This window comes from Enterococcus gilvus ATCC BAA-350, from assembly GCF_000407545.1.
GTDB classification, from domain to species: Bacteria; Bacillota; Bacilli; order Lactobacillales; family Enterococcaceae; genus Enterococcus_A; species Enterococcus_A gilvus.
The window spans coordinates 1,931,711-1,958,585 of sequence record NZ_ASWH01000001.1; the positions used below are offsets into that span (position 1 = coordinate 1,931,711).

At 39.0% G+C, this 26,875-nt stretch carries 21 protein-coding genes and 2 pseudogenes; 1 reads left to right on the top strand and 22 read right to left on the bottom strand.

The genetic code is table 11. From position 1 onward, the window contains the following. Positions 1 to 48 precede the first annotated feature (48 nt). Genes lacD through I592_RS09525 form a run of 5 tightly spaced genes read right to left on the bottom strand, consistent with a single transcriptional unit; the run spans position 49 to position 3,727 of the window. Positions 49 to 1,020: a tagatose-bisphosphate aldolase gene (lacD, locus tag I592_RS09505; protein ID WP_010780423.1), complete on the bottom strand. Its 972-nt coding sequence runs from the start codon at positions 1,018 to 1,020 to the stop codon at positions 49 to 51. A 12-nt stretch (positions 1,021 to 1,032) separates the two neighbouring features. Further along, positions 1,033 to 1,959 (bottom strand): tagatose-6-phosphate kinase, encoded by a 927-nt coding sequence (lacC, locus tag I592_RS09510; RefSeq protein WP_010780422.1) that lies wholly within the window; start codon positions 1,957 to 1,959, stop codon positions 1,033 to 1,035. A gap of 12 nt (positions 1,960 to 1,971) precedes the next feature. Next, entirely contained in the window at positions 1,972 to 2,487 is a 516-nt protein-coding gene (lacB, locus tag I592_RS09515; protein WP_002333921.1) for a galactose-6-phosphate isomerase subunit LacB, read from the bottom strand. A gap of 18 nt (positions 2,488 to 2,505) precedes the next feature. Then, the gene (gene lacA, locus I592_RS09520) at positions 2,506 to 2,934 is read right to left on the bottom strand and encodes a galactose-6-phosphate isomerase subunit LacA (protein ID WP_010780421.1); all 429 of its coding nucleotides are present in this window, start codon (positions 2,932 to 2,934) and stop codon (positions 2,506 to 2,508) included. A 16-nt stretch (positions 2,935 to 2,950) separates the two neighbouring features. Further along, positions 2,951 to 3,727: a DeoR/GlpR family DNA-binding transcription regulator gene (locus tag I592_RS09525; protein WP_010780420.1), complete on the bottom strand. Its 777-nt coding sequence runs from the start codon at positions 3,725 to 3,727 to the stop codon at positions 2,951 to 2,953. Positions 3,728 to 3,947: 220 nt separating this feature from the next. On the opposite strand from I592_RS09525, the gene I592_RS09530 reads away from it, so the two are divergent. Then, positions 3,948 to 4,556: a DUF4867 family protein gene (locus I592_RS09530; protein ID WP_010780419.1), complete on the top strand. Its 609-nt coding sequence runs from the start codon at positions 3,948 to 3,950 to the stop codon at positions 4,554 to 4,556. A 604-nt stretch (positions 4,557 to 5,160) separates the two neighbouring features. Here I592_RS09530 and I592_RS09535 read toward each other — a convergent pair. The 17 genes and pseudogenes from I592_RS09535 to ecbA all read right to left on the bottom strand — a co-directional run bounded on the left by I592_RS09535 (position 5,161) and on the right by ecbA (position 26,737). Beyond that, complete coding sequence (locus I592_RS09535) at positions 5,161 to 6,036, bottom strand: conjugal transfer protein (RefSeq protein WP_010780418.1); 876 nt, start codon at positions 6,034 to 6,036, stop codon at positions 5,161 to 5,163. 179 nt (positions 6,037 to 6,215) lie between these two features. Continuing rightward, a complete protein-coding gene (gene ltrA, locus I592_RS09540; RefSeq protein WP_002335621.1) occupies positions 6,216 to 8,045 on the bottom strand; it encodes a group II intron reverse transcriptase/maturase in 1,830 nt (609 codons plus the stop codon). A 731-nt stretch (positions 8,046 to 8,776) separates the two neighbouring features. Next, positions 8,777 to 9,706: pseudogene (locus I592_RS09545) on the bottom strand (bifunctional lytic transglycosylase/C40 family peptidase); the annotation flags it as partial. Continuing rightward, complete coding sequence (locus I592_RS09550; protein WP_044926525.1) at positions 9,703 to 11,616, bottom strand: CD3337/EF1877 family mobilome membrane protein; 1,914 nt, start codon at positions 11,614 to 11,616, stop codon at positions 9,703 to 9,705. The pseudogene I592_RS09545 and the gene I592_RS09550, both read right to left, overlap by 4 nt. A 31-nt stretch (positions 11,617 to 11,647) precedes the next feature. Continuing rightward, a complete protein-coding gene (tcpF, locus tag I592_RS09555) occupies positions 11,648 to 14,098 on the bottom strand; it encodes a conjugal transfer ATPase TcpF (protein ID WP_010780414.1) in 2,451 nt (816 codons plus the stop codon). Then, entirely contained in the window at positions 14,095 to 14,475 is a 381-nt protein-coding gene (locus tag I592_RS09560; protein WP_010780413.1) for a conjugal transfer protein, read from the bottom strand. Before I592_RS09560 ends, tcpF begins: the two co-directional genes overlap by 4 nt. Positions 14,476 to 14,483: 8 nt before the next feature. After that, complete coding sequence (locus I592_RS09565; protein ID WP_010780412.1) at positions 14,484 to 14,786, bottom strand: hypothetical protein; 303 nt, start codon at positions 14,784 to 14,786, stop codon at positions 14,484 to 14,486. Between the two features lie 54 nt (positions 14,787 to 14,840). Further along, entirely contained in the window at positions 14,841 to 15,344 is a 504-nt protein-coding gene (locus tag I592_RS09570) for an antirestriction protein ArdA (RefSeq protein WP_010780411.1), read from the bottom strand. A 44-nt stretch (positions 15,345 to 15,388) separates the two neighbouring features. Beyond that, positions 15,389 to 18,085 (bottom strand): Spaf_1101 family AAA-like ATPase, encoded by a 2,697-nt coding sequence (locus tag I592_RS09575; RefSeq protein ID WP_010780410.1) that lies wholly within the window; start codon positions 18,083 to 18,085, stop codon positions 15,389 to 15,391. Positions 18,086 to 18,140: 55 nt separating this feature from the next. Beyond that, positions 18,141 to 18,362 (bottom strand): hypothetical protein, encoded by a 222-nt coding sequence (locus I592_RS09580; protein ID WP_002333934.1) that lies wholly within the window; start codon positions 18,360 to 18,362, stop codon positions 18,141 to 18,143. 2 nt (positions 18,363 to 18,364) lie between these two features. Then, entirely contained in the window at positions 18,365 to 19,570 is a 1,206-nt protein-coding gene (gene mobT, locus I592_RS09585; RefSeq protein ID WP_010780409.1) for a MobT family relaxase, read from the bottom strand. A gap of 241 nt (positions 19,571 to 19,811) precedes the next feature. Next, positions 19,812 to 20,081 carry a hypothetical protein gene (locus I592_RS09590; RefSeq protein WP_010780408.1) on the bottom strand — a complete coding sequence of 90 codons (270 nt, stop codon included), beginning with the start codon at positions 20,079 to 20,081 and terminating at the stop codon, positions 19,812 to 19,814. Positions 20,082 to 20,096: 15 nt separating this feature from the next. Next, positions 20,097 to 21,248: pseudogene (locus I592_RS09595) on the bottom strand (DNA cytosine methyltransferase). Then, the gene (locus tag I592_RS09605; RefSeq protein ID WP_010780405.1) at positions 21,245 to 22,633 is read right to left on the bottom strand and encodes an FtsK/SpoIIIE domain-containing protein; all 1,389 of its coding nucleotides are present in this window, start codon (positions 22,631 to 22,633) and stop codon (positions 21,245 to 21,247) included. The pseudogene I592_RS09595 and the gene I592_RS09605 overlap by 4 nt, the downstream one beginning before the upstream one ends. An 85-nt stretch (positions 22,634 to 22,718) precedes the next feature. Continuing rightward, positions 22,719 to 23,090, bottom strand: a complete 372-nt coding sequence (locus I592_RS09610; RefSeq protein WP_010780404.1) for a YdcP family protein — start codon at positions 23,088 to 23,090, stop codon at positions 22,719 to 22,721. Positions 23,091 to 23,108: 18 nt separating this feature from the next. Further along, positions 23,109 to 23,423, bottom strand: coding sequence for a YdcP family protein (locus I592_RS09615; RefSeq protein WP_010780403.1), 315 nt, complete (start codon positions 23,421 to 23,423; stop codon positions 23,109 to 23,111). Positions 23,424 to 23,512: 89 nt separating this feature from the next. After that, positions 23,513 to 26,737 (bottom strand): MSCRAMM family collagen-binding adhesin EcbA, encoded by a 3,225-nt coding sequence (gene ecbA, locus I592_RS09620; RefSeq protein WP_010780402.1) that lies wholly within the window; start codon positions 26,735 to 26,737, stop codon positions 23,513 to 23,515. Positions 26,738 to 26,875: the final 138 nt, after the last annotated feature.

Here is a 26,875-nt window from a genome sequence, read left to right on the forward strand (position 1 = left end):
GAAAAGCAGAAAAGAAAATCTACCTCAATAAACTATCTTTCTTCATAACTAATCTAACTGATATGAAGTTGCTGTTTCTTTCAGCACTGCGTTTAATTCTTCGATATTTTTACGTCCTTGGGTGTTCATCCAATCGACGGCAGCTTCTTTGCCATCAACAATATAGCTTTCTACTCCATCTGCCCATGTTGCCCGACCGCAAAGTACACCATTAAAGGTGGAACCCGCTTTTTTCGCAAAGCGGAGTGTTTCTTGGAATAGCTCTGCTTTCACGCCAGCACTCAAGAAAATAAATGGCAGATTCGTTGCTTCGGCTTGTTCCTTGAAAAGTTTGGCGGCTTCGGCTTTGGTATGAACAACTTCACTCGTAGCATAGCCTTCAACATAATTCATGTTAACCGGCACCTCCACTTTCAGGACATCTACGCCGTAGCGGGGGTCGGAAAATTCTTTCATCATTTCGATAACTTTGTGGGGCTTTTTGCTGGCGTACTCCTTTGAGGTTGCGTCGGAAATAGTCGCATCATAGGATACTAGCTCTAGGAAGAACGGCAGGTTTTCCGCCTGACATTCTGAACCGATTCGTTCGATAAAAGCGTGTTTTTGCTTATTGATCTCTTCAGCCTCGTCCACATCATAGTACAGCAGGAACTTGCAGGCGTCCGCACCAACTTCCTTTAAGCGTTTAACGGACCAGATAGACAGTAAATCAGGCAACCGTCCCGGTGTAGACGCATCGTAGCCGGTTTTTTCATAGGCGAGTAGCAAACCTGCATTGTCCGTGCGCACTTCGGCTGCGGGCAAGCCATATTCTGGGTCTAGTAAAATCGATGATGCGTATTTCGTTAATTGAGACGAAACGATTTTCTTAAATTCGACAATCTCTGCATCCTCGGCTTCACTACCTTTGAATTTTGTAATCATCTTCTTTAATGCGCCACGTTGGTCGATGGCTAGGGCACCGATTACACCCTCTTCGTTGCATAATTGCTTGATAAATTGACGCTTTTCTTCGTTCATATCCATATCCTCCTATACTTCCTCTACCTGAATTTGGTCGAATAATGCTTGGTAATTGGCTAATTCAACCTGTCCGGTCGTTGCCTCCTGTGCATTTAACATTCCTAAGACATTGCCTTGTTTGAGAATAGCTTCTGCCGACCAAGCTTCTGCGATAGCCGCCGTCAAACCAGCGACAGTCGCATCGCCAGAGCCGACTGGATTAACGACCGCTATTTTCGGAATCGTTACACGGTAAAATTTGTCTTGGTGTTTGGCGAAGGCTCCCGCACTCCCTAGCGAAACAACAATCCATTCGATACCTGAAAACATTGCATCTGACAACGTATTTTTTAAGTCATCTACATTGGTAGAAATACTACGCCCTAATAACCCCGCCAGCTCCTCAGCGTTCGGCTTAATCAAAGATGGCTTAACGTCCCCTTTAAGCACTTCTGCCAAAGCTTCACCCGAACAATCCAAAACCACTGGCTTTCCGTGGCACACCTGCATCATTTGACGATAAAAATCAACCGGCAGTCCTTCCGGCAGGCTCCCTGAAATGGAAATAATCTCCGCCTGAGCCGCTAACTTTTCAAAGTGCTTCAGAAAAGCCTCGGCTTCCTGTGCTGAAACCACCGGTCCGCTTTCTAAAATCTCGGTCTGCTGTCCCTCGTGTAAGATGGCGATACAGTTCCGTGTCTCTCCGCTAATCGGTAGAAAATCATGGGCAATGCCATTGCGGTCTAAATCTTTTTTGATTTCTTCACCTAAGGCTCCGCCAATCAACCCGCTAGCAACTACCTCTGTATCTAATTGTTTTAAAATACGTGTCACATTCAAGCCCTTACCACCGGCGGTTTTGCGAACATTTTTCACTCGATTGACTGTATCTAGCTTGAAGGCTTCCAAAGGATAGGAGATGTCGATTGAAGGATTCATTGTAATCGTAAGAATCATCGCTCCGCCCTCTTAATCGTGGTACTCGCCACGATCCCACTTTTCGATAAACTCATCGAAGAAATGCGGATCGGACTGATTTTCGCTAGCTTTTTCAACATGGTCAATTTTAGCGATGAGCTTCTGGTTTTCCTCGGTTGGTTGATACTCTGCCTTAATGAAAGCTTCCAAGATATCACAAATTAAAAACTCGCCAGTAATTCGTGCGCCAAAGCCAATCACATTGGCGTTTAATTGTTCCTTCGAGTAGATGGCAGTGGTCATATCACGAACCAACGCACTGCGAATACCGGGAACTTTATTGACGGCATTGTTGATACCAACACCGGTCCCACACAAGCAAACACCTAAGTCCGCTGCGCCATTTGCGACCGCTTCCCCGACTTTTTTTCCGTAAATCGGATAATGGGTTCGGGTAAAGTCATAAGTCCCCATATCCAATACTTCATGTCCTTTTGATTTTAAGAAATCTGACACAGCTATTTTTGTATCTGTGACGATGTGGTCACAGCCGATTGCGATTTTCATTTTATTCATCCTTTCTGATTACGCCATTTTGTTTAACATATCGACCCGAATCTGATGACGACCGCCATCGTAATTCGCTTGTAAAAATTCACTGACGATATTCAACGCCAGCTCATCACCGACAATCTTCGCCCCTAGAGTAATCATGCGTGAATTGTTATGCTCCCGTGTCATGTAGGCGCTACGTTCATCGGAAACCTCAGCCGCCACCATACCTTTTACCTTGACCGCCGTGATAAAGCTACCGGCACCATAGCCATCGATAGCAATACCTAAGCTCCCTTCGTTTTCATTCAAATCATTGGCAATCGCCAAGGTCGATTCCACGAAATCTGCCGAAGCAGTTTCACTTTTATCTACCACAGTAAAGCCTTTCTCAAGCAAGTCTGCCTTTATGACTTCCTTTAATCTCATTCCATCACTGTCTGAACCAATCACTACACGCATTGTTCGTTCCTCCTATTTATTGAATAATCTTGGTGTATTGCTGATAATAACTCTTCAGTTCGGCTGAAAGAGTAGTATCCGTAAATAGTGCATCAATCTTGCGCAAATCATAGAAAGTGTAAAAATCGCTATGATCAAATTTGTTGGCATCGGAAACCAAACATTTCTCGGCGGCGTTGTCTAACACAATCTTCTGCAACGTCCCCTCTTCAATACTGAAATTCGAAACTTCTGTCCCTTTTAGCCCGTTCACACCGACAAAGGCTTTCTTAATTCCGATTTTCTGGACTGCCTCATTGGCAATCGAGCCGACAAAAGCGCCGGTCTTTTCTCGGTAAAGTCCGCCAATCAAGTACAGCTCAAAGCTTTTGGTATCACTCAATAGATTGAACACCGGTAGACTATTGGTCACGATTCGCAAGGAAGTGGCGTTGATATACTGCGTCATCAGCTCGATAGTCGTTCCTGAGCCAAGAAAGATGGTGTCATCTTCTTTGGTAATGTACGCCGCCGCATTTTTGGCGATATACTCCTTTTCCTTAGTGTGTAGCTTTTTCTTCTCTTTATGAGAAAGTTCGTTTGTTTCTATGTGAGTAGTCGCGTTTTCCTGATTGTTCATTTTCTGCGCGCCACCATGAACACGCAGAAGTTGCTTCCTTTGCGCGAGTTCCTCTAGGTCTCGCCGAATGGTCATATCAGAAACCCCTAAGGTCTCTTGAATAAACTTAACCGTGACCGTCCCATAGCGATCACACATGGCTAAGATTGATTGTTGACGCTCTGTTTTCAACATACATTGTCCCTCCACACCCCTATGATAAAACATTATCGAACTTAATTCAACACAAAATGTTGCTTTGAGTTCTTTTTTGTTTGACGACAAGAATGTTTTTGCGTATTATTAGCTAATAATTAAACATTATCAAACTTTTCGTCGATTAATATTTTTGATAACGATTTCAGTTAAGAGGATAGTTACTAGCGGAGCAGAGAGAGTCGAGATGGAGGATATTATGAAAAAAATAAACCACAGAAGTTTCAAATATTACGGACAAGTGATTACAAATCATAATTTTTCACAAATGATTGATGAAATCATCGAAAAGAATCTGATTAGCATTCCTGAATCTGGAAATCAATATATAGCTTCCGTTCCAGCGATTGAGAATCTACCCGAATTTGATTGGATAAGAAAAAATATTTTCGGCGGATTACCAATTCAATTTGGTTCGGGAGCTGGTCACAACAAAACAATTACAGCTGTAGAATTTCATCAAGGAAGCGAAGTTATTGTTGCAGTTACTGATTCAATTTTAGTAGTGGGGCATCGATATGACATTGAAAATAACCAGTACGACGCCTCTTTAATGGAGACATTCTTACTTGAAAAAGGTAGCGCTATTGAACTGTACAGCACAACACTTCACTATAGTCCAATCGAAACGAATAATTTCGGCTATCAACAAGCAATTGCTTTGATTAAGGGCACCAATACAGAACTACAAGAAAAGATTGATAACCCTTTAGTCAGAGTCAAAAATAAATTTATGTTAGTCCACAAGTCACGTAAAGATAAAATTATAGATGGTTTCCTTGAAGGCCTTATTGATGATCAATTATAAAGAATGAGAATGCACCACTAACTATTGTCCTTTTTTTAGACAACAGGGTTACTTAGGATTTTCAGAGTGTCACCAACAGCGGAACATCCGATAAAAATATCGTTAATAATAATAGAAATGTATAAGAAACAAATATCACGAGAAAGATTTGTAGTAAAGAATGCCATTAAAGGTAAAAAAGAATATATAAGTACCTTATCGTAATTGTCAACACAGATTGAATTTGATTGAGAGATTGGAAAAAAATCAAACAAGTTCTGGATTTGAGTCCTTATCATAAGATTCAAAGACAAAAAGTAAACCAAACAAAGATCCCCCTCTCTCCGCTTGGTTTACTATTCCTAGTAATTTAAGAACCTTAATTCAACACTTTTTCATAAAACACAATACATAGCCCAAACAAAAATGAGCCGCCGAAAAGCAAGAACAACCCAAAGTATAGTGGTGCAAGAATCCATCTAGGTGTCTTATGAAGCCTTCGGTAAAAAAAGCTGGCGATGAGCCCCGTAAGTAGCCATGCAAAATAGAAATGAAATGTCATAACGTCACCTTTTCTTCTGTTAATCGTTCATTTATTCTACCGCAAGACGATGATTTTGTAAGCCTAAAATTCATTCGTGATCCGCCATTTACTTTCAACCTTTTGTAATTCCAATTCATATTCTAGTGGTAAAATGGCTTTAGTTTCTTTATCCAAGTAAATTACGACAACTTTGACTTTGACGCCATTTTTTGATTTGAAGTAGTTAATCGTTTGGATTTCCGAAAAGGTGTAAGACTTATTTATTTCTTTGATATTTTGATCTTTCACATAGTAACCCAGTTCTGTTTTCTTAGCCGTTGGATAGATTTTGAAAAAGGTGCTTAGAAATTCTTTGATGTCTCCTTTAGTTTCTTGATCAATACTCATATCATCTTGAACAAGTTCTTCTTTAATCGCCATCTTTTTTGGTAATGCCGAAAGCACTGGATTACTTAAAATACTAATCTGATTGTTGTGATTGGTTCGTACATTGACTGAAAATGCCGAAGCTACTTCTCGGTTTTCCTTCTTTTTACCAGTGTCCTCTTCAACAGCTTGTTTCAATGCATAACGAACGGAATAATCTGTTTCATTAATCGGTGTCACATTCAAAATTTTGATACTAGTTACAGTTGATTTTGTGGGGATATCTGAGCGAATCATCTCTTGGTTCAATTGTTGTAGGTGTTCGGGCAAATAGTTTTTAAGCTGCTCGTTACGCTTCTCTAACTGTTCCTTATTCGGTTCCCAGCTATAATAAACTTTGACAAAGTCTTCCACGAAACTCGTCATCAAATGGGTGTCTTCGACTTTGGTTTCAATGATTTTCTCTTCGTGGATGGTATGCTGGTCAATGGCGGTGAAATTTTTATACACACCAAAAAGGACACTACCAATCAAAAGTAGCCATAATCCAGTTGTTGTTTTTCTCCGTAATCCAATCTTCTTCGTTTTCATCTCTTTTATCATTTCCTTTCGTTAGTTGACTCTGCCTGCTCCGATCAAGTGAGCTTGCCAATAGGAATCGGTTAAATCTGTATAACCAATGGATAGCGATAGGTAAGACTTTGAGGTTATCTCCATCTTTTCCCCCGCTTCACACCGTGCATGAGAGTTTCCCCTCACACGGCGTTCCATCAACAGTAATTCATTTCTATTTCACTATTCCCAGCTAAAGCACGTAATTTATTCAGCTTTTCTAATGATCTTTCCTTTTTTAATACCAAAGGTAAATAATGAACTATCGTTTCTCTTTTAGTCGCATGAATCAATTTGTGTGTTTCTTTTGTAACAATCACAAGATTCTTATAGTTATCATTCCCACCAAGTGATAACGGCTTAATGTGATGAACTTCCATATTATCTTTTGATAAATTTTCACCACTAACATGACATTTTCCTTGTTGGGCTATGAACAGAGAGATTCGATTATCGTTAAATTCTACAGACTTATTCGGATTGGAATTTTCCAGCAGGTAATAAACGGTATGCATATCCATCTTTAATCTTTGATGAATAAACAGCCTACCTTCAGGCGTATATCGATTCCAGTCCTTCGGAAAGATTCTTGGCATTGTAAATTTTATCCCGGCTATTGGAAATAAAATCATGTTCGCTATGAATCGTTTCTTCCAGTTATATTGTTTATAGAATTTTTGATAGGTACTGGTTAGCGTTCCGTGCTTATTGCGAATATTTTTGGTTCGACAATCAAGACTTTTATTTACTGTGAAAGCAATATCTACAAAATCTAAGTTGACCAGAGTCGCAATTTTATAATAGTTATGCAAACCTAGAACAACAGAGTTGTACTTATTGACATTATCTACAGTTGGATTAGCGGCGATTGTTTTGATATTGTTCTTTAGTTTATCTACCGCATTAATCTTTGCCTTATCACACATTCGGCTTCGATTGGTATATCCGTTTGCTTTTCCTTTTTTCACTTTCAACTTGAATCCTAGAAAGTCAGAATAATTTTTTCTCAGATTAGTTACTTTTGACTTTTCAGGACTTATGTCTAAATCAAGTCGTACTTTTAACCATTGTTTTGTTGCGAGGAAAATTTTCTGGGCAGTATGATAATCTTTGCACATGATTTTGAAATCATCTGCGTAACGGACAATTTTGATTTCTTTCAAGTTTGAATACTTTCTTATTGATTGAGTTTTACTCAGCAGACTACTGTATTTTCTTTTGGTTGGAAATCCGTCCCACTGACTATCTATCCACCAATCTAATTCGTTTAGCACCACATTAGCTAAAAGAGGAGAAAGAATACCACCTTGTGGGGTTCCTTTGGTTGATTTTCCAATGCCTTTTACCTCTGCCTTAAGCATTCTCGACAATATTGAAATAAATGTCTTGTCTCGAATTTTCATTGTCCAGAGTTGCTTAAGCAATTTTCCATGATTTACATTGTCAAAGAAGCCCTTAATATCAATGTCCACTACATAGTGAAATCCTTTAAATGTCCATTGCTGAAATATCGCTATGGCATGGTGCGAACTTCTTTCTGGTCGAAATCCATAAGAATGCTTATGGAATTTTGCTTCCAAAATTGGTTCAAGGATCTGCTTTATGCATTGCTGTACTAATCTATCCTCAATTGTTGGGATTCCTAGCGGTCTGGTTTTACCATTTGGCTTTGGAATCTCGACTCTTCTGATGGAGTGAGGTTGAAAGTTGTTAAATCGATTTTGAACGTATTGAACTAATTGATATGGGTTTTCTTCACCAACATCAATAATCGTTCTTTTATTTGTTCCAGCAGTTTTACTGCCTTTATTGCTTTTGATATTTCGATAAGCCAATAAAATATTTTCTTCTTGTGTGATATAGCTCATTAAATCTCTAAACACATGACTGCCTTCGGCAGATAATTGATAGAGTTCGTCTTGAATTTTCTGAGTATCGTAATACTCATTGAACCTCAGTGCCTTTTTGTTACTAACTTTGACTGTCATTAGTTGGTTCCTTCCGTAATAATGAAGTTTTCCTATCTTAGTCTTACCCGAACCTAATTCATGAACAGTCAAATAGATTGAATTACTGTTGACTAGTGGCTATCCCTCCACAGCTTGTTATCACTGTTTCGTAGGTACTGTGCCACCACTTTCACTGAAATTAATGTAAGTTATAGTCAAAGCTTTTCCTTACAAACACTTCATTTACGAATAAGCGTATCCGTGTTTTCAGCTTACGACGTTCCGATAATTCTATCCGTACATCATACTTTTAGGTAATCCCTCTGTGCCTGTTTGCTTGATATCGCCTGTAACGATATAGGGAGTTTCATAGTGACCAGTTTTACTCCACCCCACAAACCCTACGATTTGTAGTAGCTGCCGTTAGACAACTTCGCGGTGTAGACACGTACATTCAGAATTTCGTCAGTGCTTTTCGCACATTCTTACCATGAGTATTTTATGGAAGCCCGACCTATCGGACACTCGACTACCTCTAGTTCGCATTTCCTTTCGTATTCTCAAAATACGATTAGGGCGTCTTCTCAGTCGACTTCTGCGAGCTCCAGACCATGAAATCCTTAATAATTTATCGCCTGTCGCAGTTTTAGCTAAAGCCTTTCAGGGCGTTACTCCGTCATTCGACTTTTCGAATTATCAGTTCTCGTTACAACTTTTGTTTTTGCGAGGTTGTAACTGCCTAACCTTTTCAGTTAGGAACGTCTCGCACGATCACCCGCGTGGTACATACGATTATTCCCAACATAAATCCCAATGTGTGTCACAAAATCCGCAGTGGCATAGGTGGAATGAAAAAACACCAAGTCACCTGGTTTTGCTTCACTTAGTGGTAAGTGCTTCGTCACGTTGTATTGCGCTTGTGCTGTTCGTGGGAGATTGATGTCTGCTTTGGCAAAACACCATTGAATCAAACCGCTACAATCAAAGGAAGTCTGCGGTGAACTCCCACCAAAGCAATAAGGGAACCCTTGATATTTCAATGCTTCATCCATAATTTTTTGCACAGTTTCATCATCAAATTTAGTTGGTGTGCTGGTTAAATATTGTTCGACTAGTTTCACGTAAAATTGATTTCCATATGCATAACGCCAACCGCCATTGATAGGAATGGCAATCGGATTAGGATAATCAGCTTTCTTCCCACCAGCTTTTTCTTTGGAGAAGCTTTCAGCCAATTCATAAGAATATTTTTTGCCATGATTTGCTACATAATTTATAAAGCCGCCGCCAAAATTATATGCTTGGATGGCAGTGCTTTCGTCACAACCATGCGCCTTAATCCCTTGAATCAGCTCAGAAAAATACTTACAACCTTGCTTAATGGAAGCTTCGGTACTTAGTGAGTTGGGTGGCAAGCCTAAGCTCTCCGAACTTTGCATCACGTCTTCAGCTGTTCCACCACTTTCTACTTGTATAATGGCGAGAATGGTTTTGACATGTTCTGGAATGCCAAATTCCTTACAATACTTCTCCACCATTGCTTGATGCTTCAACACTTCTGGGGAAAGATTTAACCCCACCTCAACAGAAGGAGAGGCACTTTGGTCTTCTTCTCCTGTTAAGATGACGCCGAATAAGAAACAAAACATCAATCCAAATAAGCCGATCACTGGCGCTGAAAGCTTAAATATCGTCTTCATCGGCGCTTCATTCCTTTGCCACGTAATTCTTTGACTTCTTTACTTTTCTCTTGTCGTTTTTCCTCAACCGTTCGTTTTGCATAAAGTTTTCGATTGAAGGTTTCGCCATTTTGAAGTTGGCGCTCTTGTTTTTGGTGGAATGAAGGATTTTCATGATTTTTTGGTATCAGCCTTTTAGGTGGATGATTTAAAGTCTTTCCTTGGTTAGGATTACTTGGTCGTTTAGGTGATGGTGGTGATACCGGTTGTTTCCGTTGTCCTAGTGTCCGTTTTCGAGATTCTCCTCGTTTTGTTACTTTTTTCTTTGGTGTCCCGTATTTCTGTTGACTGGCACTCTTTTGTTCGAGAGCTTTTTTCTTTTGTTGCTTATCATCAGGTTTTCTTGAATCAGGCTGTTTGCTTTTCTCTTTTGGTTTATCTAAACGTTTCTGCTTATTCTTTTCTGTGGACGTTTTGGTTTCCGTTTGTTTTTGACGATTATTTGAAGAATTCGTCTGTTTATTTTCAGAGTTATTCTTACCTTCTCCTCCCGATTTCTTTTTTGTATTACTACGAGAATGTCCCAAGCCTTTTAGCAACAATCCACCAACAGATATTTTTCGAATTGCTCGATTAGCTATCCACCGTGGTCTGCGCATCACACGACTACCCATATTTTGCGAATCCGCACTGGTTAAAGCCATCATGCCCATTAAGTCATTGAGTCTAAAGAAAATTCCCGCAAAAATCACAATCTGCATAAACGCTACAATAAAGAATGGTTGCGATGCCGTTAAGCCATAAACCAACGAAGAAAGTGAAAAAGCTAAGGTCAACACTAAGGTAATTCCCGCTCGCATCATAATGACATTAAACAAGCGCATAATCGTCTTTTTCATCAAATGATTGAAGGTAGGAATCATGGATAAGAGAAAACTTATCGGTAGAAACACCGCAAAAATAATAAACAGGACTTGCGAGAAAATCATGATGCCCGTCAGAATAAAGACAAAAACCGAAATGAAGAGATTGAATAAGATAATGAAAATCGTCACCCCTAATCGAGTTACCGTTTTAGTGATGGTCATATTGTCATTTTCCAAATCATTGATTTCCTTTTTGATGATTTCTGTGCGATCTTTTCCTTTGTTTTGAAAGGGACTCGTACTTTCCAATTCTTCCACTCGTTCTTTCCCTACCGTTTCAAGATTGGAATCACCATACTGTAAAATCATCCACGGCTGCTTCACTTGAATTTCAAACAAGGAATCTCGAATGGCATCCACACTACTTTTTCCACTGCTTCCCGAATCTTGCACCGTCATTTTTGAACCAATTGTTAATGCTGCGTTACTAATATCGGAACTGAATTCATTGATTCGCCGAACGTAACTAGTGGAATAGGCAATGAAGGATGAGGATAATAGAAAAATCGTTAAGAAACTAACTACGGCACTGACGGCTTTGGTGGTTTCTCTTTTGAATAATCCTGTATAAGCCACATAAATTCCTAACACTAGAACCAATAAAAGCAACAAACCCGGATAGAAACCTTGATTCATAAACCCATGTTCATTAATCCCTGCTAGTGTTTGGATATTTCGCCCAATCGCTTCGGTAGTGTCACTGATGAAATCTAGCGAATAAGCTTCACCTACCAAATAACCTGTGGCGTTGGACAAATAGATACTGAACAACCAGAGTAAATTGGTAAGAGCATAAATCCCATACATTACGGATTTTCCAATACCATCTCCCCAATTCCACGGTAACCAATCCCAACTGGAATCCACAAAATAATCCAACTGATAATTATCAACGGGATACTTGGAATAGTTCTTACTAGCATCAATCGTTTCATCAATCAAACCCACCGCATTCACCGAAGTGGATAGGATGGACAAAAGAAAAAAGATACCGACTAGAATCATCAGTAGCTTAAAGACTTTCTTCTTATTCAACCTAATCACCTCCAGCATAAATCGGTGGTCGGGTATCAAAGGCTTCAAACAAGTGTTCAAAGATATAATCGAATTGAATCACCCCTGTATGTCCCCAAATATCTTGGAACAGCGCTTGCCCGTTTTCAAGATTACGCAAACGATTCTGATTCCCTTCATCTTCTTTATCCAAGCTAAAGAACTCTAACGTATTTTTAATTTCATTGATATCTGTCGAACGAAAAGCGAACTTCATCCCGATATTATTCTTCATCTTTTCGTCTAACAGGTCATTGGCGTTTTGTGTTACAAAGTACACCCCGGCATTCATGGCACGTCCTTCACGAACCAACTTCATCGATAAGGTTTTTCCTTGTGCAACTTGAAGGAAACTCCACGCCTCATCCAAGTCAACGATTTTAAAAATGGACGTATCTGAGTGAATAAAATCCAAAGCGAAGGTACTAATAACCATTAACATGGACACACTTAACATTTCCATCGTGGTGTATTCTTCCATTGTCGTATTGGCATCGGGTAGAACTAAATCCGCTACTTGAATGACATTCAGTAGTTTATCCAAACTGATGGTATTCTCGACTTGCCCATCACTAAACAATAGTTGAGCGAAATCATAGTCTACAAACGATTCAATATGATCGGCAATGCTGTTAGAAATTGTCGTATCTTCCTGACGTAATTCGTCAATAACCCGAAGTAAGCCTCGTTGTTCTGATTGCGCCACGGTTCGAATCGCTTTTCGTAAAGTTGGGAATCGTTCCCCATCACGAGAAGAAATCCCTGTTAGAAAGGTTAAGGTATCAATCGCTAAACTTTCCGAATCTTTGACATTTTTCAAAATGACAAAGGGATCAAGCAACCCTCGATTCTTTTCCTCACTGGTGAGATTAATGATATTGACTTCCTCTTCAATATGAAACAAATCCTCTTGCCAATCGCCTCGCTCCGATTTTGGATCAAGGATGACTGCTTTTCCGCCAAAGAGAACGGCATAATAAACCAACAAATTATTGGAAAAGGACTTTCCACCACCTAAACTTCCTAAGAAAGCTGCTGCTAGTGCATTAGTCGTCGTGCCTTTGATTCCTTGCGCCGCTAAGTCAGGTTTGATAAAGACATTTCTCCCTGTATCCACATTAAAGCCCACGTAAATTCCTTCTCGTTCTCCAAGATTTTGGGTGGCGCCAAACCCTAGTGAAGAAATAAAATCACTGGTCACATACTGTACATAGTCGTTCATAAATCGTTTGGCAGATGGGATAAATTCACTGTGCAACCCCAACATATCGCCAAAAGGACGGACCAACTTCACGTTGAAATCATCGTAGAAATCACGAACTTCATTGCACCGCTTTTTCAATTCATCCAAACTTGGTGCTGTCACTCGAATAACGTAGCTTAATTTATACATGGATTCTTTGGTTTGATCTAACGTAGACTCTAATTCATTGACGGAATCCAAAGCTTCCACCACATTGTTTGCCGTTTCATTCTCACTTTCCCATGCGTGATTGTCTAAATCTTTCAGTTCCTTTTTCTTATTGCGAACCGTTGTCAAAGCTTTCCGATTCGGGACGACTTCAATATTCATGGAAGTATCAATCGGGAAAGAAAATTGTTGTTGCTGGTAATAAAAGAGTTCACTTTGAGGGAATTCCAACTCCCCCACAATCGAGTTAATGGTAAAGTAAGCGACAAAGAGTTCCTTGTCTTCATTGGTGATTTTCAAGTAACGTTGCTTTTGTTCAATCAAACAACGAGTGGGCTTAATCAAATCGTAGCGTTTGACTCGCTTATTACCCTCAACTTCCTCGCTAGGTAAATGAAATGAATAATCCTCATAGGCCATGCCATCATTACCATGTAAATGTTCTAGCAGATAGCCAAAATCATCTTTGGTTAATGGACGGAAGTTGAAACGGCGTAATAATTTGTTCTCCAACAACTGTTCCAATTTTTGAAATCGAGACACTTCACTGGTTGGTAACTGAACAAAATCCCCCATGAGTTTCGTATTGACCCCATGCACAAAATCTTGAATGCCTAACACAAACTCATTCCAAATATTTTTCAAGTTGACTTCGTGGTCTGTTAGCAATAATTTAAAGCCAATAAAAAATCGGTAATCGACCTGATGTTCCCCAATTAATTCGACTAATGCTTCTGTTTGTCCGTCAATATGTTGCAAAGCTGCTTCTTTTAGTTTTCCTTTGACGGTTGCTTTGGAGCGTTCTTGGACTTCTTTGATACTAGATTCAGTGCTTAGTTGTAGGGCATGAATTTTCCCTTCACGATATTGCGCCACTAGTTGACGAAAGTTGTCATGGACTTTCAGTTTTTCATCGGGACTCAGAAAGGAATAGTTGTAGGGGATTAATTCGTAGTACGCCCAACATTCCCCTTCTTCGTTAAAGACTAAGTTGTTTTCAATATATTTAATCGGATATTTCACACAATTTCACTCCTTACATACGTGACGCTTGGTTGCAGAACAATTCGTTGCTCACTGACTTTCTTTTCGGCATAAGTGACTTTTGGTTCTGTGTAGTAGCGATAAATCGAACGGACAAATCCAACTGGTTTCTTTCCATCAAATGACTTTTGCGACATGAACCACGCAATAAATCCCGGTATGCCTAGATACTTTAATAAGGCACCATTGATGAAAGAAAGTGGCGGGACATTGGTTAGGAAAATGACGAGAAACAAGGTCAACACAAACCACGTCATTTGTGTAAAGGTAATCGGAAAGGGTAATTGCAAATCATTGATGGCATAAATCACTTTTTCCACATTCCAAATACTGGTATAGCTTCTGATTTTTTTCATAGGTCCTCCTATTCGAGTGTGATGAGTACATCTTTGCGATTGTCTGCAAGTTGGCAAGAATAGCCAACATACGTGTCGTAACGAGCGGTATTGGAAGCAAAAGCTGGGTATGACTTTGAATGAAACCATACACCATAACGTTGTGGGTCAAATAATTGTTCTGGTGTAATTTGCCCAACATTTTCTTTGGCATCTTCCGTGATTTTCGCAAACAGTGTGTGCTTCAATAAGTTTTTCTGATTTTGAAAGGACAGTAAGTTGTCGATTTCTGTTTCCAGACGTTCTGGATTTTTGATGATGTAGTTGTACATGTTTTCCTCCTAAAAATGAAAAAAGGCAGACCATGATTGATCTGCCTGATTTCCTTATCCAATATATTCAAATATCCCATGAGAAGTTACAAGGAAGTTCCCCTCAATTTCCATATCCCGACCAAGTGCTTGGTAGTCGATATAGTTTTGTAAATTACTTGGTATTTCTCCAAGTTGTCCAGTTTCTTCTACGAAATAATGAGCGACATCTTCCATCGAATCGCAATCCGAGTAACAGATGATATCCTCTTGATGTTCAAGTAAATCTTCAAGAGAACTAAACCACATACCTTGAATTTCTTTGAGTTCATCATAGATAGGCGAACCCTCTAGCTCCATGACCATTTCACATAAGCGGTTAAGTTCACTAATGGACGTGTATTCGTTAACCTCAAAAGGTAACTCTGCATCATGAATGGCATATTCTTCATAGGATTCATTCAGCCCAATTCGTTCTGCCATTTCATCTTCATCAATAGGTGGCGTGAACCAAGCGCCCACGAGTTCGCCTTCGTTGTGTTTTTTGAGATTTGCGATATAGACACGCATTTCTGCCATTTTTTCACCTCCAAATAAAAAAGGATAGTAATTTTAACTATCCCTCACAGTAATTTCCCTAGTTCATCTAATATATCATTTATTTTATCTTGATCTTGCAAAGAAACATTAGAGTACAGAATTTCACGAATGCAATCTAAAATATTTTGTTCATTATCCCTAGCAGGCAGGTAATCAGAAGTAATTTCTGGTAAGTTATTCGAAAGTTTTTCTCTATACAAATAGAATTTATCTGAGAAGGCTTTTTTCCCACCTTCTAAGATATTTAAAACATGATTTACAATTCTTGGGTTAGATACGTAGCCACTCGTTTCACACCAACCATTTTTATTATTTGATTCCATAACAATAACCTGTTCAGTTCCACTATTCATTACAATTGTAGAATTGTGCGTGGCTAGAATAATTTGTCGTTTTGCCTTCAGTTTTCTGAGGTCCGTTACTAAGTTTTTGTAAATATATGGATTATCTAGATTGTCTTCAGGTTGATCTACAATGAACGGCGAATAATCATTAGTATATTCACTATAAGATAAAAGAAAGGATAAAACTGCTACTACTTTCTGTCCCAAAGAAAGAGTCGATATATCTCTATAATCAACGGCTCTAGTCTCAATAGATTCTTTATTATTGATATTGAACTCTAAAGAGAAATTCTCACTATTCCTGAAGTAATTAGTTAAAAAATCTTTCGCATATTTTTCACAAGCTTTAGTAATAAGAGCATTTCTCAAAATATGATAAAATTCCAAAATTTCTTCTCCATTTTTAAGGAACTTCAACTCTAAATCAGTCGTTTCTTTGCTTGCTTCAACAAAAAGCTTTCTGATAGGAACAATGTTGATTATTTTTTCAAACTCTTCATTATGAAAGAGACGAAGTAGTTCAATAGAACCGCCTACTTTTTTTGATATAGAAGCCAAGTAATCAACTATATCACTATAAAGAACTGCATACTTTTTAAAATAGTTGCTTCTTGCATATCTTGTAATGCCTAATGCAGCCGTCCAATTAAAATAGTTATCGTCAATATTTTTTTGTGAAAAGGTTACACGCAATTTGCCTAACTCAGTCTTATTAAAAGGGTAAATCAAATTATTGACCTGTTCTTTTCTTCTAGTTAATATATCTTCCTTTTGAGAGTATTTTTTAAACAGCCCCTCAAATCCGTTCCCATATTTATAATAATTTTGTCGGTTTCTTATATCCTTATTTTCGAACAACATTTTATTAAAAAATTCAGTTAGCTCATACTCACTGCCAGCGATGCGGACCAAATCATTAATAGTAAATTTACGAGTGAGAATATTCTTCAAAATTTCCGTTTGGTTACGTGGTATTCTGATAGTTTTCCCGTCATAAGTGAATACTTGAATTCTATCGCTAATCGCTGTTTTTCTTGTTTTTTCTTCATCCTCTTCTGTGTTTTGAAGATAATTTTGCGTTTGGTTAAAGTAATTTTCCACAAAAATTTTATTATTTTCTTCATTTGTCGAATGAAGAAAAACATAATAATCTGTATAATCATAATGGTAAACCATACAACTTGTTCCTTGAGCTAAAATTTTTTCTAAATCAAGTTTAGTTTCTGCATATTGAGAAGCTAGAAAACCTAATACATTCAAAAGAGTACTTTTACCAGTACCTCTGCCACCTATAATTGAATTCATTTGACTCGAAAAATTGACAATTAAATAGTCCTGTTCTTTACCTCGGAGGAACTCGTTTCCATCAACATACAGAGCCTTAATAAATTGTTTTGGTTCTTCAACCAATTCATAACAAATAGATAAAGCAAAATCTTTTAAAGCTGATTGGAGTGTTGTAAAATTGAGCTTATCTCCTTTTATATAGAAGAATTTAGTTCTTATATCGTTAATACAATGCGCATCGTTATCAATAACGAAATCAAACTTTCTTTTCGTATAGGTAGTCAAGTTCTTTTTAATTGAGTCGATTTGCCTAACATCGGTGATTCCAATTATATTAAATAGATTCGAGTTGAATAATTCTTTCTTATAGGTGCCAGATAGGTAATTTTTATCGAAAATATTTGAAGAATTAATGTGAGCAATGTAACTAATAGCCCCGATTTCTTTCATTTTCTTGAAAACATCGAATGAAGTTCTCATCGTACCATCCTTTGAGGACAAAACATTATCTTCTATCCAGAATGACAATTTTCTAATTTGTTGCTTGTTCCGTTTATCCAGGATTGCAACGATATGATTTTTATCCGAACAAGATATTTCTATCCCTAACTCAATTCTTGTTTTTACTTCATAATCAGCTCGTTGTCTCAAAAGGATGTTAATCGCCTTATCTAATTTTTTGAATCCCTCTATGCTATTGTGGTCGGTGACAATGCAAAATTCAATTTTCTCTTTCAATAAACTATGCCCTAAAATTAAGTATGCTAACAATTCCTTTACGTCAGTATACTCTTTTGTAAGTAGTTGATTAAAATCAGCTATACTATGATCTTTAAAAATTGAAACTTTCAGATGACTTAAAATCTTCAACATTTCGTCATCAGAAAGTTCAGTCCAACACTCCACCTTATTTATCCCTAACTCTTTTTGAGTATGCTCATCAATCAAGATGTAATCATGTGAAGCAGGTGTGTGAATATGAAATAGGGTCTTTTTGAATTTTCCACCATTTTTTTCTTGTAACATACTCTTATAAAGTAAAGGAATAATTTTTTCTGATGATGTTTTTTTTCTTTTGGATTTAGCCATGATTTCCCTCCGATAGCGTTTTATCTGAGTATATCATAACTAAATTTTCTTTTTATTACGCACCAATAATCCGATTAAACAGTTGCAACAACACATCTTTCACACCCGCTGTATTAAAAACCAATCCAACGGCGATCGCCGCAATAATCAAAAAGCCAATCAACTTGGAAAACTCCCGTTTGAAACCAAGAAAAACACCAATAATCGCAATCGCTAATAAGACAAGCGACTGAGCATTGGTGGTAAACCAGTTAAACAAATTCTGCCCAAAATTCATTTCTATCCATCCTCTCTTGTATTAGGTATAACAATTAAATTCTCAATCCCTGCGACTTGTTGCTCAATAATCTTTTTGTGCCGTTTGCTTAATTCTGCTCGTTTGATAATATCTTTAACAATGGTCGTGTCGTTGATTTTGTCTAAGATTTGCGCCATCTTTAAAGTTGGTGCCACTTGCCGACCAATCCAACGAATCGTTCGTTCTAAAGTATAAGGTTCTGGTTCGGTGGTTAAGCGTAGCTCTTGTCGATTTTTGCCAATAAACCACGCCCAACGTTCATTGGTTTGCCACTGACTTCGTCGCTTGGTTTCGTCTTTTTCCGCAAAGCGCAGATAACGATTGATAATCGAAAATGCCGTTCGTTCCACATTGCGATAACGAATCAAATCTCGTACCGCGAATAAGGCGCGCTCATTTTTCAAGCGAATCTCGAAACGATTCTTAATTTCTGCCTCTTCCAGTGGAATGCCTAACTTCATCAGTTGTTCGTAATCCTTCTGATACAGGCAAAAGTACACTTCGCTTTTGACACTTCCAATATAAAGGGTTTCACCCATGCCTTCCTTTTCCTGTTTTCGAACCAACTCACCAGAGCCATAACTTTTGAAGCTACGAAACAATGAAATACATTCTTCGTTTTGACATTTTTTCGTGAGTTCTCGAATATCCAAAATACCTGTTCGGTCATTAATGGCTAAATCCAAGCGCTTCATCACACCACCGACTGCCAAACAATCAATGAAAAAATCGTACCAGCTTCGAGATTGTGCCAGTAAGAAACTTTCAAATTGACGACAGCCACGACCTTTCAGTTCGAGTAAAACACCCTTCTCTTCATCATTGGAAAACATCACGATGATATCTCCCATGACAAATTGTTCTTGGTAGCCATAAAAAGCATACTCTTCATTTAACATATAGCTAAACTTCAAGCGCAAGATTTCTTCGATGATTTTCTTAACATTAGTTGTTGGAAAACGAATCCGTACATAGTCAATCAATAACGTTAATGGTAAATCAGGATTGAATCGTTCTAGTGTGTCGTGTAAATAAATCGCTAAGGCTTGCGAGGGAATTTTGCGACCTGTTTCTATGCTATTGAGGTATTGTCGTGAAATCCCACAAGCTGTAGCTAATTGATTTTGCGAAATGCCATAGTCTACTCGTGTTTCTTTTAGTCTTTGGTAGTTAAAGACTGCACTCAAAAGTTATCCCTCCCATATCGTGTCAACTTTTCTCAGAAAGTGGACAGGTTGTTTTTATCGCTTGTTTCCTTACTCCCATCTAGTATCGAGGCGGTTTAGTGGGTAGTTTTTACTGTTTTTGTGCCCCCCTGTTAGATAACGGGGGCACAAAAGATTGGAAAGCAAAAACCACTTTCCAATCGGCTTTCCCTCCACTGACGGCATTAGCTCCGCAGCCGCCAGCGGAGGGAGCCGTTAAGTGTTAAGACACTTCGATGCCATCAGAGAGTAACTCTTCTTTTAACTCATTGAGATGAATGCGGTCAGAATAGTCGTTGGCTTGTTCTGACAATTGTTCGAGGTCTTGAATGAGTCGTGAAAAAGAAGATGTTTCTGTCGTATCTTCTGACGACGTAGGAATCCCATTCTTTTTTACTTCCCAATTTAACGCCATCAAATTCTCTTTTAATTCCCCATCCTTCGATTGTCGAATGATCGAGGAAATCGTGTAAATGACTTCATCAAACGCCATAAAATAGCCCTTCTTTCAGTTTAAACGTCTAGCAATGTCATAAATAACCGGAACAGTTACAGAATTGCCAGCTTGTTTATATAGTTGATGCTCTGAATTGACTTTGGCTGCTCGTTCATAGGCCCAGTCAGGAAACCCTTGGAGACGCCAACACTCTTTTGCGGTGAGTCTTCTGATTTGAGGGTTCTCTGTAACAACGGCTTGTTCTTCACTGATTAATAATATATTGGTTAGTTGTTTTCCCACGCGGCCTCGTCTAGTTTCAGAAGTTGGATGGGAAAGATTGATAGAGTCTCCCGGTTGTGCTTCTTGATAACCTTTTCTAGTGGCTTCCTTCACTAAAATATTTAGTCCATCTGATTTGGTGGTTAGTGTTGGGGCATTCCCCTCTTTTCGAAATACACGATTACTTTGTGCATACTTCCCTTCAAGACTACCAGCTACGATTAAGCCATTCTCACTACGTTTGCTCGGAATCGCAATTTTTACTTCTGAGCCTGTCATTAGCGTTGGCGATAACGCTTCTGGATGATAGACTTTTCCACTCATCCCATTTCCAGATGGATTGATATTTCCTAACGTTTGAATTCCTAACGCTGTTTTTTCTGAATCAAGAAGGTTGCTGTCTTCTCTTTGGAAAGGAAATACTTGGGTGAAACTTGTTCCTCGAGCATGTCCAATAATGAAAACCCGCTCTCGATTTTGGGGAAGGTAGTCTTTAGAGTTAAGCACTTGCCATTCCACGACATACCCCAATCCATCCAAGGTTCGCAAGATTGTCTCGAACGTATCCCCTCGGTTGTGATGGAGGAGTCCTCGGACGTTTTCAAGGAATAGAAGCCGAGGTCGGAGTATAGATGCCAAGCGTGCAATCTCAAAGAATAAAGTTCCTCGAGTATCGCCAAAACCTCACCTTTTTCCCGCAACGCTGAAAGCCTGGCATGGAAATCCGCTAACGAGTATATCGGGCTGTCGCATTCGTTGAAGAGTGTCAGTTGTAACGGTGGTGATGTCATGCCATTCCACCTCCCCTCTAATATCATGGATAGCTTTGTAGCTTTTTCTGGCAAAGGCGTCAATCTCACAAAAGCCAAGACACTCGTGACCTGCCTGTTCCAAACCTAAGCGAAAACCACCGATACCCGCAAATAAATCTAAAAAAGTCATTGGTCCTCTTCCTTTTCATTTGTTTCAATGAATTGTTCTTCTTTTCTCGCTTGATACAACGCATGAATCACGGCTAAAAAATCATGTCCTTTCGGTACAAGTGGCGTATAAAACTCACTAATCACACTTGTACCCACATCTACATAGCCACGACCTTTAATTCGTTTTAAGAAAAAATCTTTATTGGTTTCACCGAACATCATCGTGTACCCAAGCTCACTCATACGACCTAGCGCTACTCGAAAATTGAACTGGTCGCGAATCCCATCCCCAAGATATTTCGCATCCGGTCGCTGACAAGCTAAGACTAGAAAAAATCCAGACTGACGACCTAACATGACGATTTGTTTCAGCTTGCTTAATACCGCAACGGTTTCCTTTGTATTCAAGAGCTCCATAAACGCAACGTATTCGTCAAAAATCAGGAACTCCGGGTGCAGTCCAACATAAGCATAATTTTCCCCCGTGCGATAGTTTGATAGTTGCTTGATGGTCTCATTTCGTGCCATCATGCGTTCATAGAAAGAATCAATGCACGTGATGATTTCTTCCTTTTTGGAATACACATCTGGTAAGACAGTGGCAAGGTCGGCTAAGTCGGCGTTCTTTGGGTCAAGAATATGCAAGGTGGCTTCCGTTTTTAAAAGGTGCTCGATCAACGTCAAAATGAAGTACGACTTTCCACTACCTGTTCCGCCAGCGATTAACATATGAGGTAATTGATCGTATTCCCACCAAATAGTTTTCATTAGTTGTAAGGCACCAGGCTTAGACTCGCATTCTTCAATAGATAAACGATTGGCAATCATATCGTAGAATAAGACGTATTCCACGAAACCTTCTTTCAGTTCCTTCTCTACCAGTTCGCAATACAAACCACTCTCTAATTTTTTCTCTAGCTTTAACAATTGCTCTTGGTATTGCCCCATACGGATTTCCACTAGGATATGAATCAGCCCATTTTCCACACGATAATAGATTTTTGGGAAAGACAGAATTCGTTCTTTTGACTTGGAAGGGGAAAGGTCTTTAAAGAAACCTTCTACCGAAACTGACTCGGATTCATACCAGCGATTCTCTAAAATCATTTGCGCCATTTTTTGCCGATGAAGAAGTTGCTTATAGAAATCAACCTGTTTGAATCGCAACCAGTAAAAAAGGAACAGTGCGATGACTAGCCAAACGAATAGAACGATATAAAAGGATGGTGCGATTAGAAGGCTCCTATCATTCAAGACAATGGCATTAAAGTTTTGATCAAAAATTGATTTCCCATAGACACCAATAAAGAAGATTAGGAATAAGCCAATTGTGATGCTTGAATAAGTGGTCACTACTAAGTGTTTATCTCCCGCACGAATTCGGTGGCCTTTGTTTTTAAACATACGTTTCCTCCAATTAAAAAAGGACTCAAAATCGTGGTTTCTGATTTTGAGTCCATCTACTTATTTAGTTTTTAGTTTTGACGTTTTATTTTGGTTGATTATTTTGCTTCGGTGTTGGTTGTTGATTTCCTGTTTTCTTCAACACCAAATCGTCCGCTTTCACATACCAATCAACATCTGCTCCTTGGAACGTCGCATTGGCAACTGTATCCGCCACTGGATTAATGATTTCTACGACAGCATTATAATCAAATTCTCGTAGTGGCACATTAGCGGGAATACTGACTTGAATCATTCGACCTTGCCCCAATGATTTCAAATCATAGGTGCGTTCTTTGACGATATCACTGACTGTGCCATCCTCATTGGTTTGACGAACCTCACGACGTAAAGCGGAAAATTTTAAAACCCCAAACGTTTTTTCTTTATCAATCACAATACCTTCTGCTAATCTCATTTCTTGTTTCCTCCTCGTTTATGCTTTCACCATATCATCGGCGTTTAAAATGTAGTTGGTAAACCCACGCTCGGCAATTTTGTAGCCTTCTGCCGTGATGCGTGGATTAACTAACTTCACGGGCGTTTCTGAATCGAAATGTTTCTCACCAGCACTTTCTGGCAAGACCACCACAATATCATCGGCTCGTTGCTTGTCAGAATAGAGATTATAGCTCCGACTGACCACCGCTAAACGACCATTGATGCGGCGTTGGGTCACTTTTCCTTCGCCAGCATATTCTAAATTGCCAAAAGTTTCTTTCATGTTTGGGACGACATATTTTAGTTCCATTTCATTTCCTCTTTTCTTTTTTTAGTTGATTGGGGTTCCACTCTTCATGTTGGCGCTCGTATCTGTTGATTTTGATTCATTGGCTTCACTTACTTAGTGGGTTTCTTCATCAGATAAACCATACCTGCTAGTAAAATCAGAACCGTTCCTACCACTAAGAATAACGAGTTTACTTGTTCCCCTGTTTGCGGCAACGACTTCTCTTGTGGTACATCTGGCGTTTCGGGAGTTTTCGGTTGTTCAACTTCTTTGGGGTAGAGTGTTTGATCTTTTTCTTGTAAGTCCTCATTGTGTTTGGCATTGATTTCACCTTCTTGGTCATAGTTGATTTCTTTAAACGTGAATTTGGTACCTTTTGGATATTTACCAGTGTCTACCTTTTCCGTCACGATGGTTTTGGTGAAGAGGTCATCTTTCACCACATAATCGATAAGCCCAGACTTCCAAATTTCTTCACTCTTACCATCAGGAAACAGTGCCACTAAAATTGTTTCAAAAGCTTCTTTTGTGCCATCCAGTTCACTGTGAGTGATTTCCACGTCATCGTACATATCAACGACATCCCCATAGGTAAAAGTATTGCCCCCATCTTTCAAATGCGCTTTTGTATTGATGGCTACTGATTTTTTTAAATTGACTTTTAGCATTTGCCCTTGATTGTCTAAACGATTATCCAACGCAACAGGGTCTTCGCCATCTTTATAGGCTTTTTCAGAAGCGTAAAGGAAATTGAATAGCACATAATTTTTTCCTTTTAATTTTGACGGCTCCAATTCCTGCTTGATTTCCCATTTGCCTTCTTTGGTTTCATTTTCTAGTGTATGGCATTGTTCAGAAATTACGACAGGTTCTGCTTTTTTATCTTTCTCTAACGCTTTTTTTGTGGCATCCACATCTATCACTTGGGAAACTAAGAACCAATCTTTTTTTGTTTGAGTCAACTTGTAGCTGACGGTATCAATGGCTTTGGTTTTCTCTAAAGATTCGAGAACTTTTTCCCCATCTTCCCATGTGGCAAGGGAAGTGAGTTGATTCTTTTCTTCTGGTAAGTCATACAACATTAAACGATTCAAACTGACAGTAAAGGCTTTGTCTGTTAGTTTCTCATAAGGGACTTTGACGGTCTTAATCGTTTCTTTTTGGTCCACTTCCGTGATGGTGAAGATATACTGACTCTTACGGTAATCCGATTTGTTTTCTTCAAAACGACTATGAATTTCTAGTGGTTGAATCTTTTGAAAGCCAACTGGCGCTTCAATTTCTTCAAAGAGATAGTCCCCAATCGGAATTTGTTCAAACTTCCCATAGCCATCAAAGCCAAGTCCTTCATGGCAATGAGTGGTTGCCGTATCTTCTGCGCCAGTGATTTCCTTCGTGCCTTCTAATGGCGTTAGCTTAAACTCAAGGTCATTGAAACCACTACTTGCGGAACCATTACTTGACTGAGCGAATTTGAAAAAATCAAAACCAAAGCGAATGACTTGTTCTTTACCTGTGACAGCTTCGGTTACAATCGCATTTGACGGGACATCATCCTTTTTCTTAATTTCAAAGGTGTATTTCGTCTGGTCCTCTGTATAACCAACTGGTGCTTTGGTTTCTAGCCAGAAGTATTTTCCCACGGCAAGATGTCCCACACTCACTTGACGATTCTTATCAATCACTAAGGTCACGGCATCTTTTGAAACAGGTGTTTTAGATTTTGTTCCTTTTAATACAGTTGGCTTGAAGTTATCCGTCCATTTCACTGGTGAACCTAATTTATGAGTTCCGATATCTTCACCGTAATAGAGGGTATATTCTGCGCCTTCAAACGTTGCCGATCCTTGTGTTTCTTCTTCAGTCTCTTTATCGACTTTAGTTAGAATCGCTTCACCTGTTACTTCTTGATTGGTGCCTTTTACGGATTGGATAACCAATGGCACAGTTTGGTTTTCATAAGTTAATTCCACTTTGATTGGTTCAAAAGTATTCACAAACCCATTGCTGGCTTTACTTTCAACCACGTAATAAGTTCCTAACTCCAAGGCATCCCCTTGTGATTTTGGTGTTTCGGCATGACCTTTTTCGTTGGTCACAATCGTTTGAACGATGGCACCATCTGGTTTATCTTTATGAATCTCGAATTGATTGCCCGCTAAGGAATAGTGTTCATTCCAGAGATTCGTTCCCGTCTCTTTGCCGACTTTATCGACAATGATTTGTCCTTTGGCTCGCAGATTGCGAGAAGTCACTTCAATCGTTTCACCCGCTTTAATCGTTGCTTTCATTGGTGTTTGATCAATGACATAGGGTGCAGGTACTGATTTTTCAGTAATGATGACTTCTGTCCCATGAGGAATGTTTTTTAAAGTCGCCGAACCATCACTGCCTGTTGTCACTTCTTTGTTTGGTAACTTCCCTTGAAAGTCTAATTGGAAGACAGTGTTTGGCACTAACGCTCCGGATTCCTTATCTCGTTTCACGATTTTCAAGTCACCATTCTTTTGGACTTTGATTTTCACGGTGTATTGATTCGTTTGGTCAATCGCGCCAGCCATTACCGTTTGTTCGCCAGCTTTCTTGTAGGCAACTGGTGTACCGGCGTGAATGGATTTCTCAAAAACTAACTCTCCACTTTCATTGGAATCAGCTTTTGGTGTGATAATCAGATTATTTCCATTTAGCTGATAGTTCACATTGGCAGTATTTTTCAACACATGGTCAAAGCTCGCTAACTGGCTATTGTTTTGATCGGTTAACGTAATGGATTTGCCTAAAGTTACTTCCGCAGTTGCTTGGTCAAAGCTTGGTTTCTTTTGGTAATCCGCAATGGCTTGATTGATTTTTGTTTTGATACCACTTAAATCAATCACACGTCCAGAACTTAAATCTGTGATTTCCGCAGTGGTATAATGGTTCACTTCTTCCCAAACCATCGCTTGTGCAGCCATTTGATAATCCGTGTTGTTTCCCGTTTGATTCCATAAAGCAGAAACTAATTTTGCCTTTTGCGACATATTCGGTAGTGGATTCTTCACGTATCCACCACTCGATGGTCCATTAATCGGAACACCAGGTTCAATACAAAAGACAGGTGTTCGATTTCCTCCACTGACAGCCGTCAACGGTGAAGAAATTGTTTCAAAGTTTTCACCATTCGCTTTCTTTCCTTTGAAGCGATACCCAGTTCCAACGCCATATTCAATCGATACTTGTTCGGGATGATTGATATCCGCGTGAACAACGATTGAAGAAACAAAAGAAGCGAGTAGTTGAATGATCGTAAACACGACCACAGCTACTCGCCAATTTTTTAATTTTGATGTATTCATTTTTTTCTCCTCTCGATTTTTTATCCTTGATATTAAAATGTCGTTAAGGCGGAAAACGAATTTTTACTAGAATATTTCTCTACTCCCTTCAAAACACAAAAAAAAGGACCAGATTGTTTTTCTGATCCTTTAATAGAG

Bases quoted from the DNA above. Each gene is read 5' to 3' on its own strand.
- lacD (WP_010780423.1), bottom strand. From the start codon at position 1,020: ATGAACGAAGAAAAGCGTCAATTTATCAAGCAATTATGCAACGAAGAG.
- lacC (WP_010780422.1), bottom strand. From the start codon at position 1,959: ATGATTCTTACGATTACAATGAATCCTTCAATCGACATCTCCTATCCT.
- lacB (WP_002333921.1), bottom strand. From the start codon at position 2,487: ATGAAAATCGCAATCGGCTGTGACCACATCGTCACAGATACAAAAATA.
- lacA (WP_010780421.1), bottom strand. From the start codon at position 2,934: ATGCGTGTAGTGATTGGTTCAGACAGTGATGGAATGAGATTAAAGGAA.
- I592_RS09525 (WP_010780420.1), bottom strand. From the start codon at position 3,727: ATGTTGAAAACAGAGCGTCAACAATCAATCTTAGCCATGTGTGATCGC.
- I592_RS09530 (WP_010780419.1), top strand. From the start codon at position 3,948: ATGAAAAAAATAAACCACAGAAGTTTCAAATATTACGGACAAGTGATT.
- I592_RS09535 (WP_010780418.1), bottom strand. From the start codon at position 6,036: ATGAAAACGAAGAAGATTGGATTACGGAGAAAAACAACAACTGGATTA.
- ltrA (WP_002335621.1), bottom strand. From the start codon at position 8,045: ATGACAGTCAAAGTTAGTAACAAAAAGGCACTGAGGTTCAATGAGTAT.
- I592_RS09550 (WP_044926525.1), bottom strand. From the start codon at position 11,616: ATGATTCTAGTCGGTATCTTTTTTCTTTTGTCCATCCTATCCACTTCG.
- I592_RS09560 (WP_010780413.1), bottom strand. From the start codon at position 14,475: ATGAAAAAAATCAGAAGCTATACCAGTATTTGGAATGTGGAAAAAGTG.
- I592_RS09565 (WP_010780412.1), bottom strand. From the start codon at position 14,786: ATGTACAACTACATCATCAAAAATCCAGAACGTCTGGAAACAGAAATC.
- I592_RS09570 (WP_010780411.1), bottom strand. From the start codon at position 15,344: ATGGCAGAAATGCGTGTCTATATCGCAAATCTCAAAAAACACAACGAA.
- I592_RS09575 (WP_010780410.1), bottom strand. From the start codon at position 18,085: ATGGCTAAATCCAAAAGAAAAAAAACATCATCAGAAAAAATTATTCCT.
- I592_RS09580 (WP_002333934.1), bottom strand. From the start codon at position 18,362: ATGAATTTTGGGCAGAATTTGTTTAACTGGTTTACCACCAATGCTCAG.
- I592_RS09590 (WP_010780408.1), bottom strand. From the start codon at position 20,081: ATGGCGTTTGATGAAGTCATTTACACGATTTCCTCGATCATTCGACAA.
- I592_RS09605 (WP_010780405.1), bottom strand. From the start codon at position 22,633: ATGTTTAAAAACAAAGGCCACCGAATTCGTGCGGGAGATAAACACTTA.
- I592_RS09610 (WP_010780404.1), bottom strand. From the start codon at position 23,090: ATGAGATTAGCAGAAGGTATTGTGATTGATAAAGAAAAAACGTTTGGG.
- I592_RS09615 (WP_010780403.1), bottom strand. From the start codon at position 23,423: ATGGAACTAAAATATGTCGTCCCAAACATGAAAGAAACTTTTGGCAAT.
- ecbA (WP_010780402.1), bottom strand. From the start codon at position 26,737: ATGAATACATCAAAATTAAAAAATTGGCGAGTAGCTGTGGTCGTGTTT.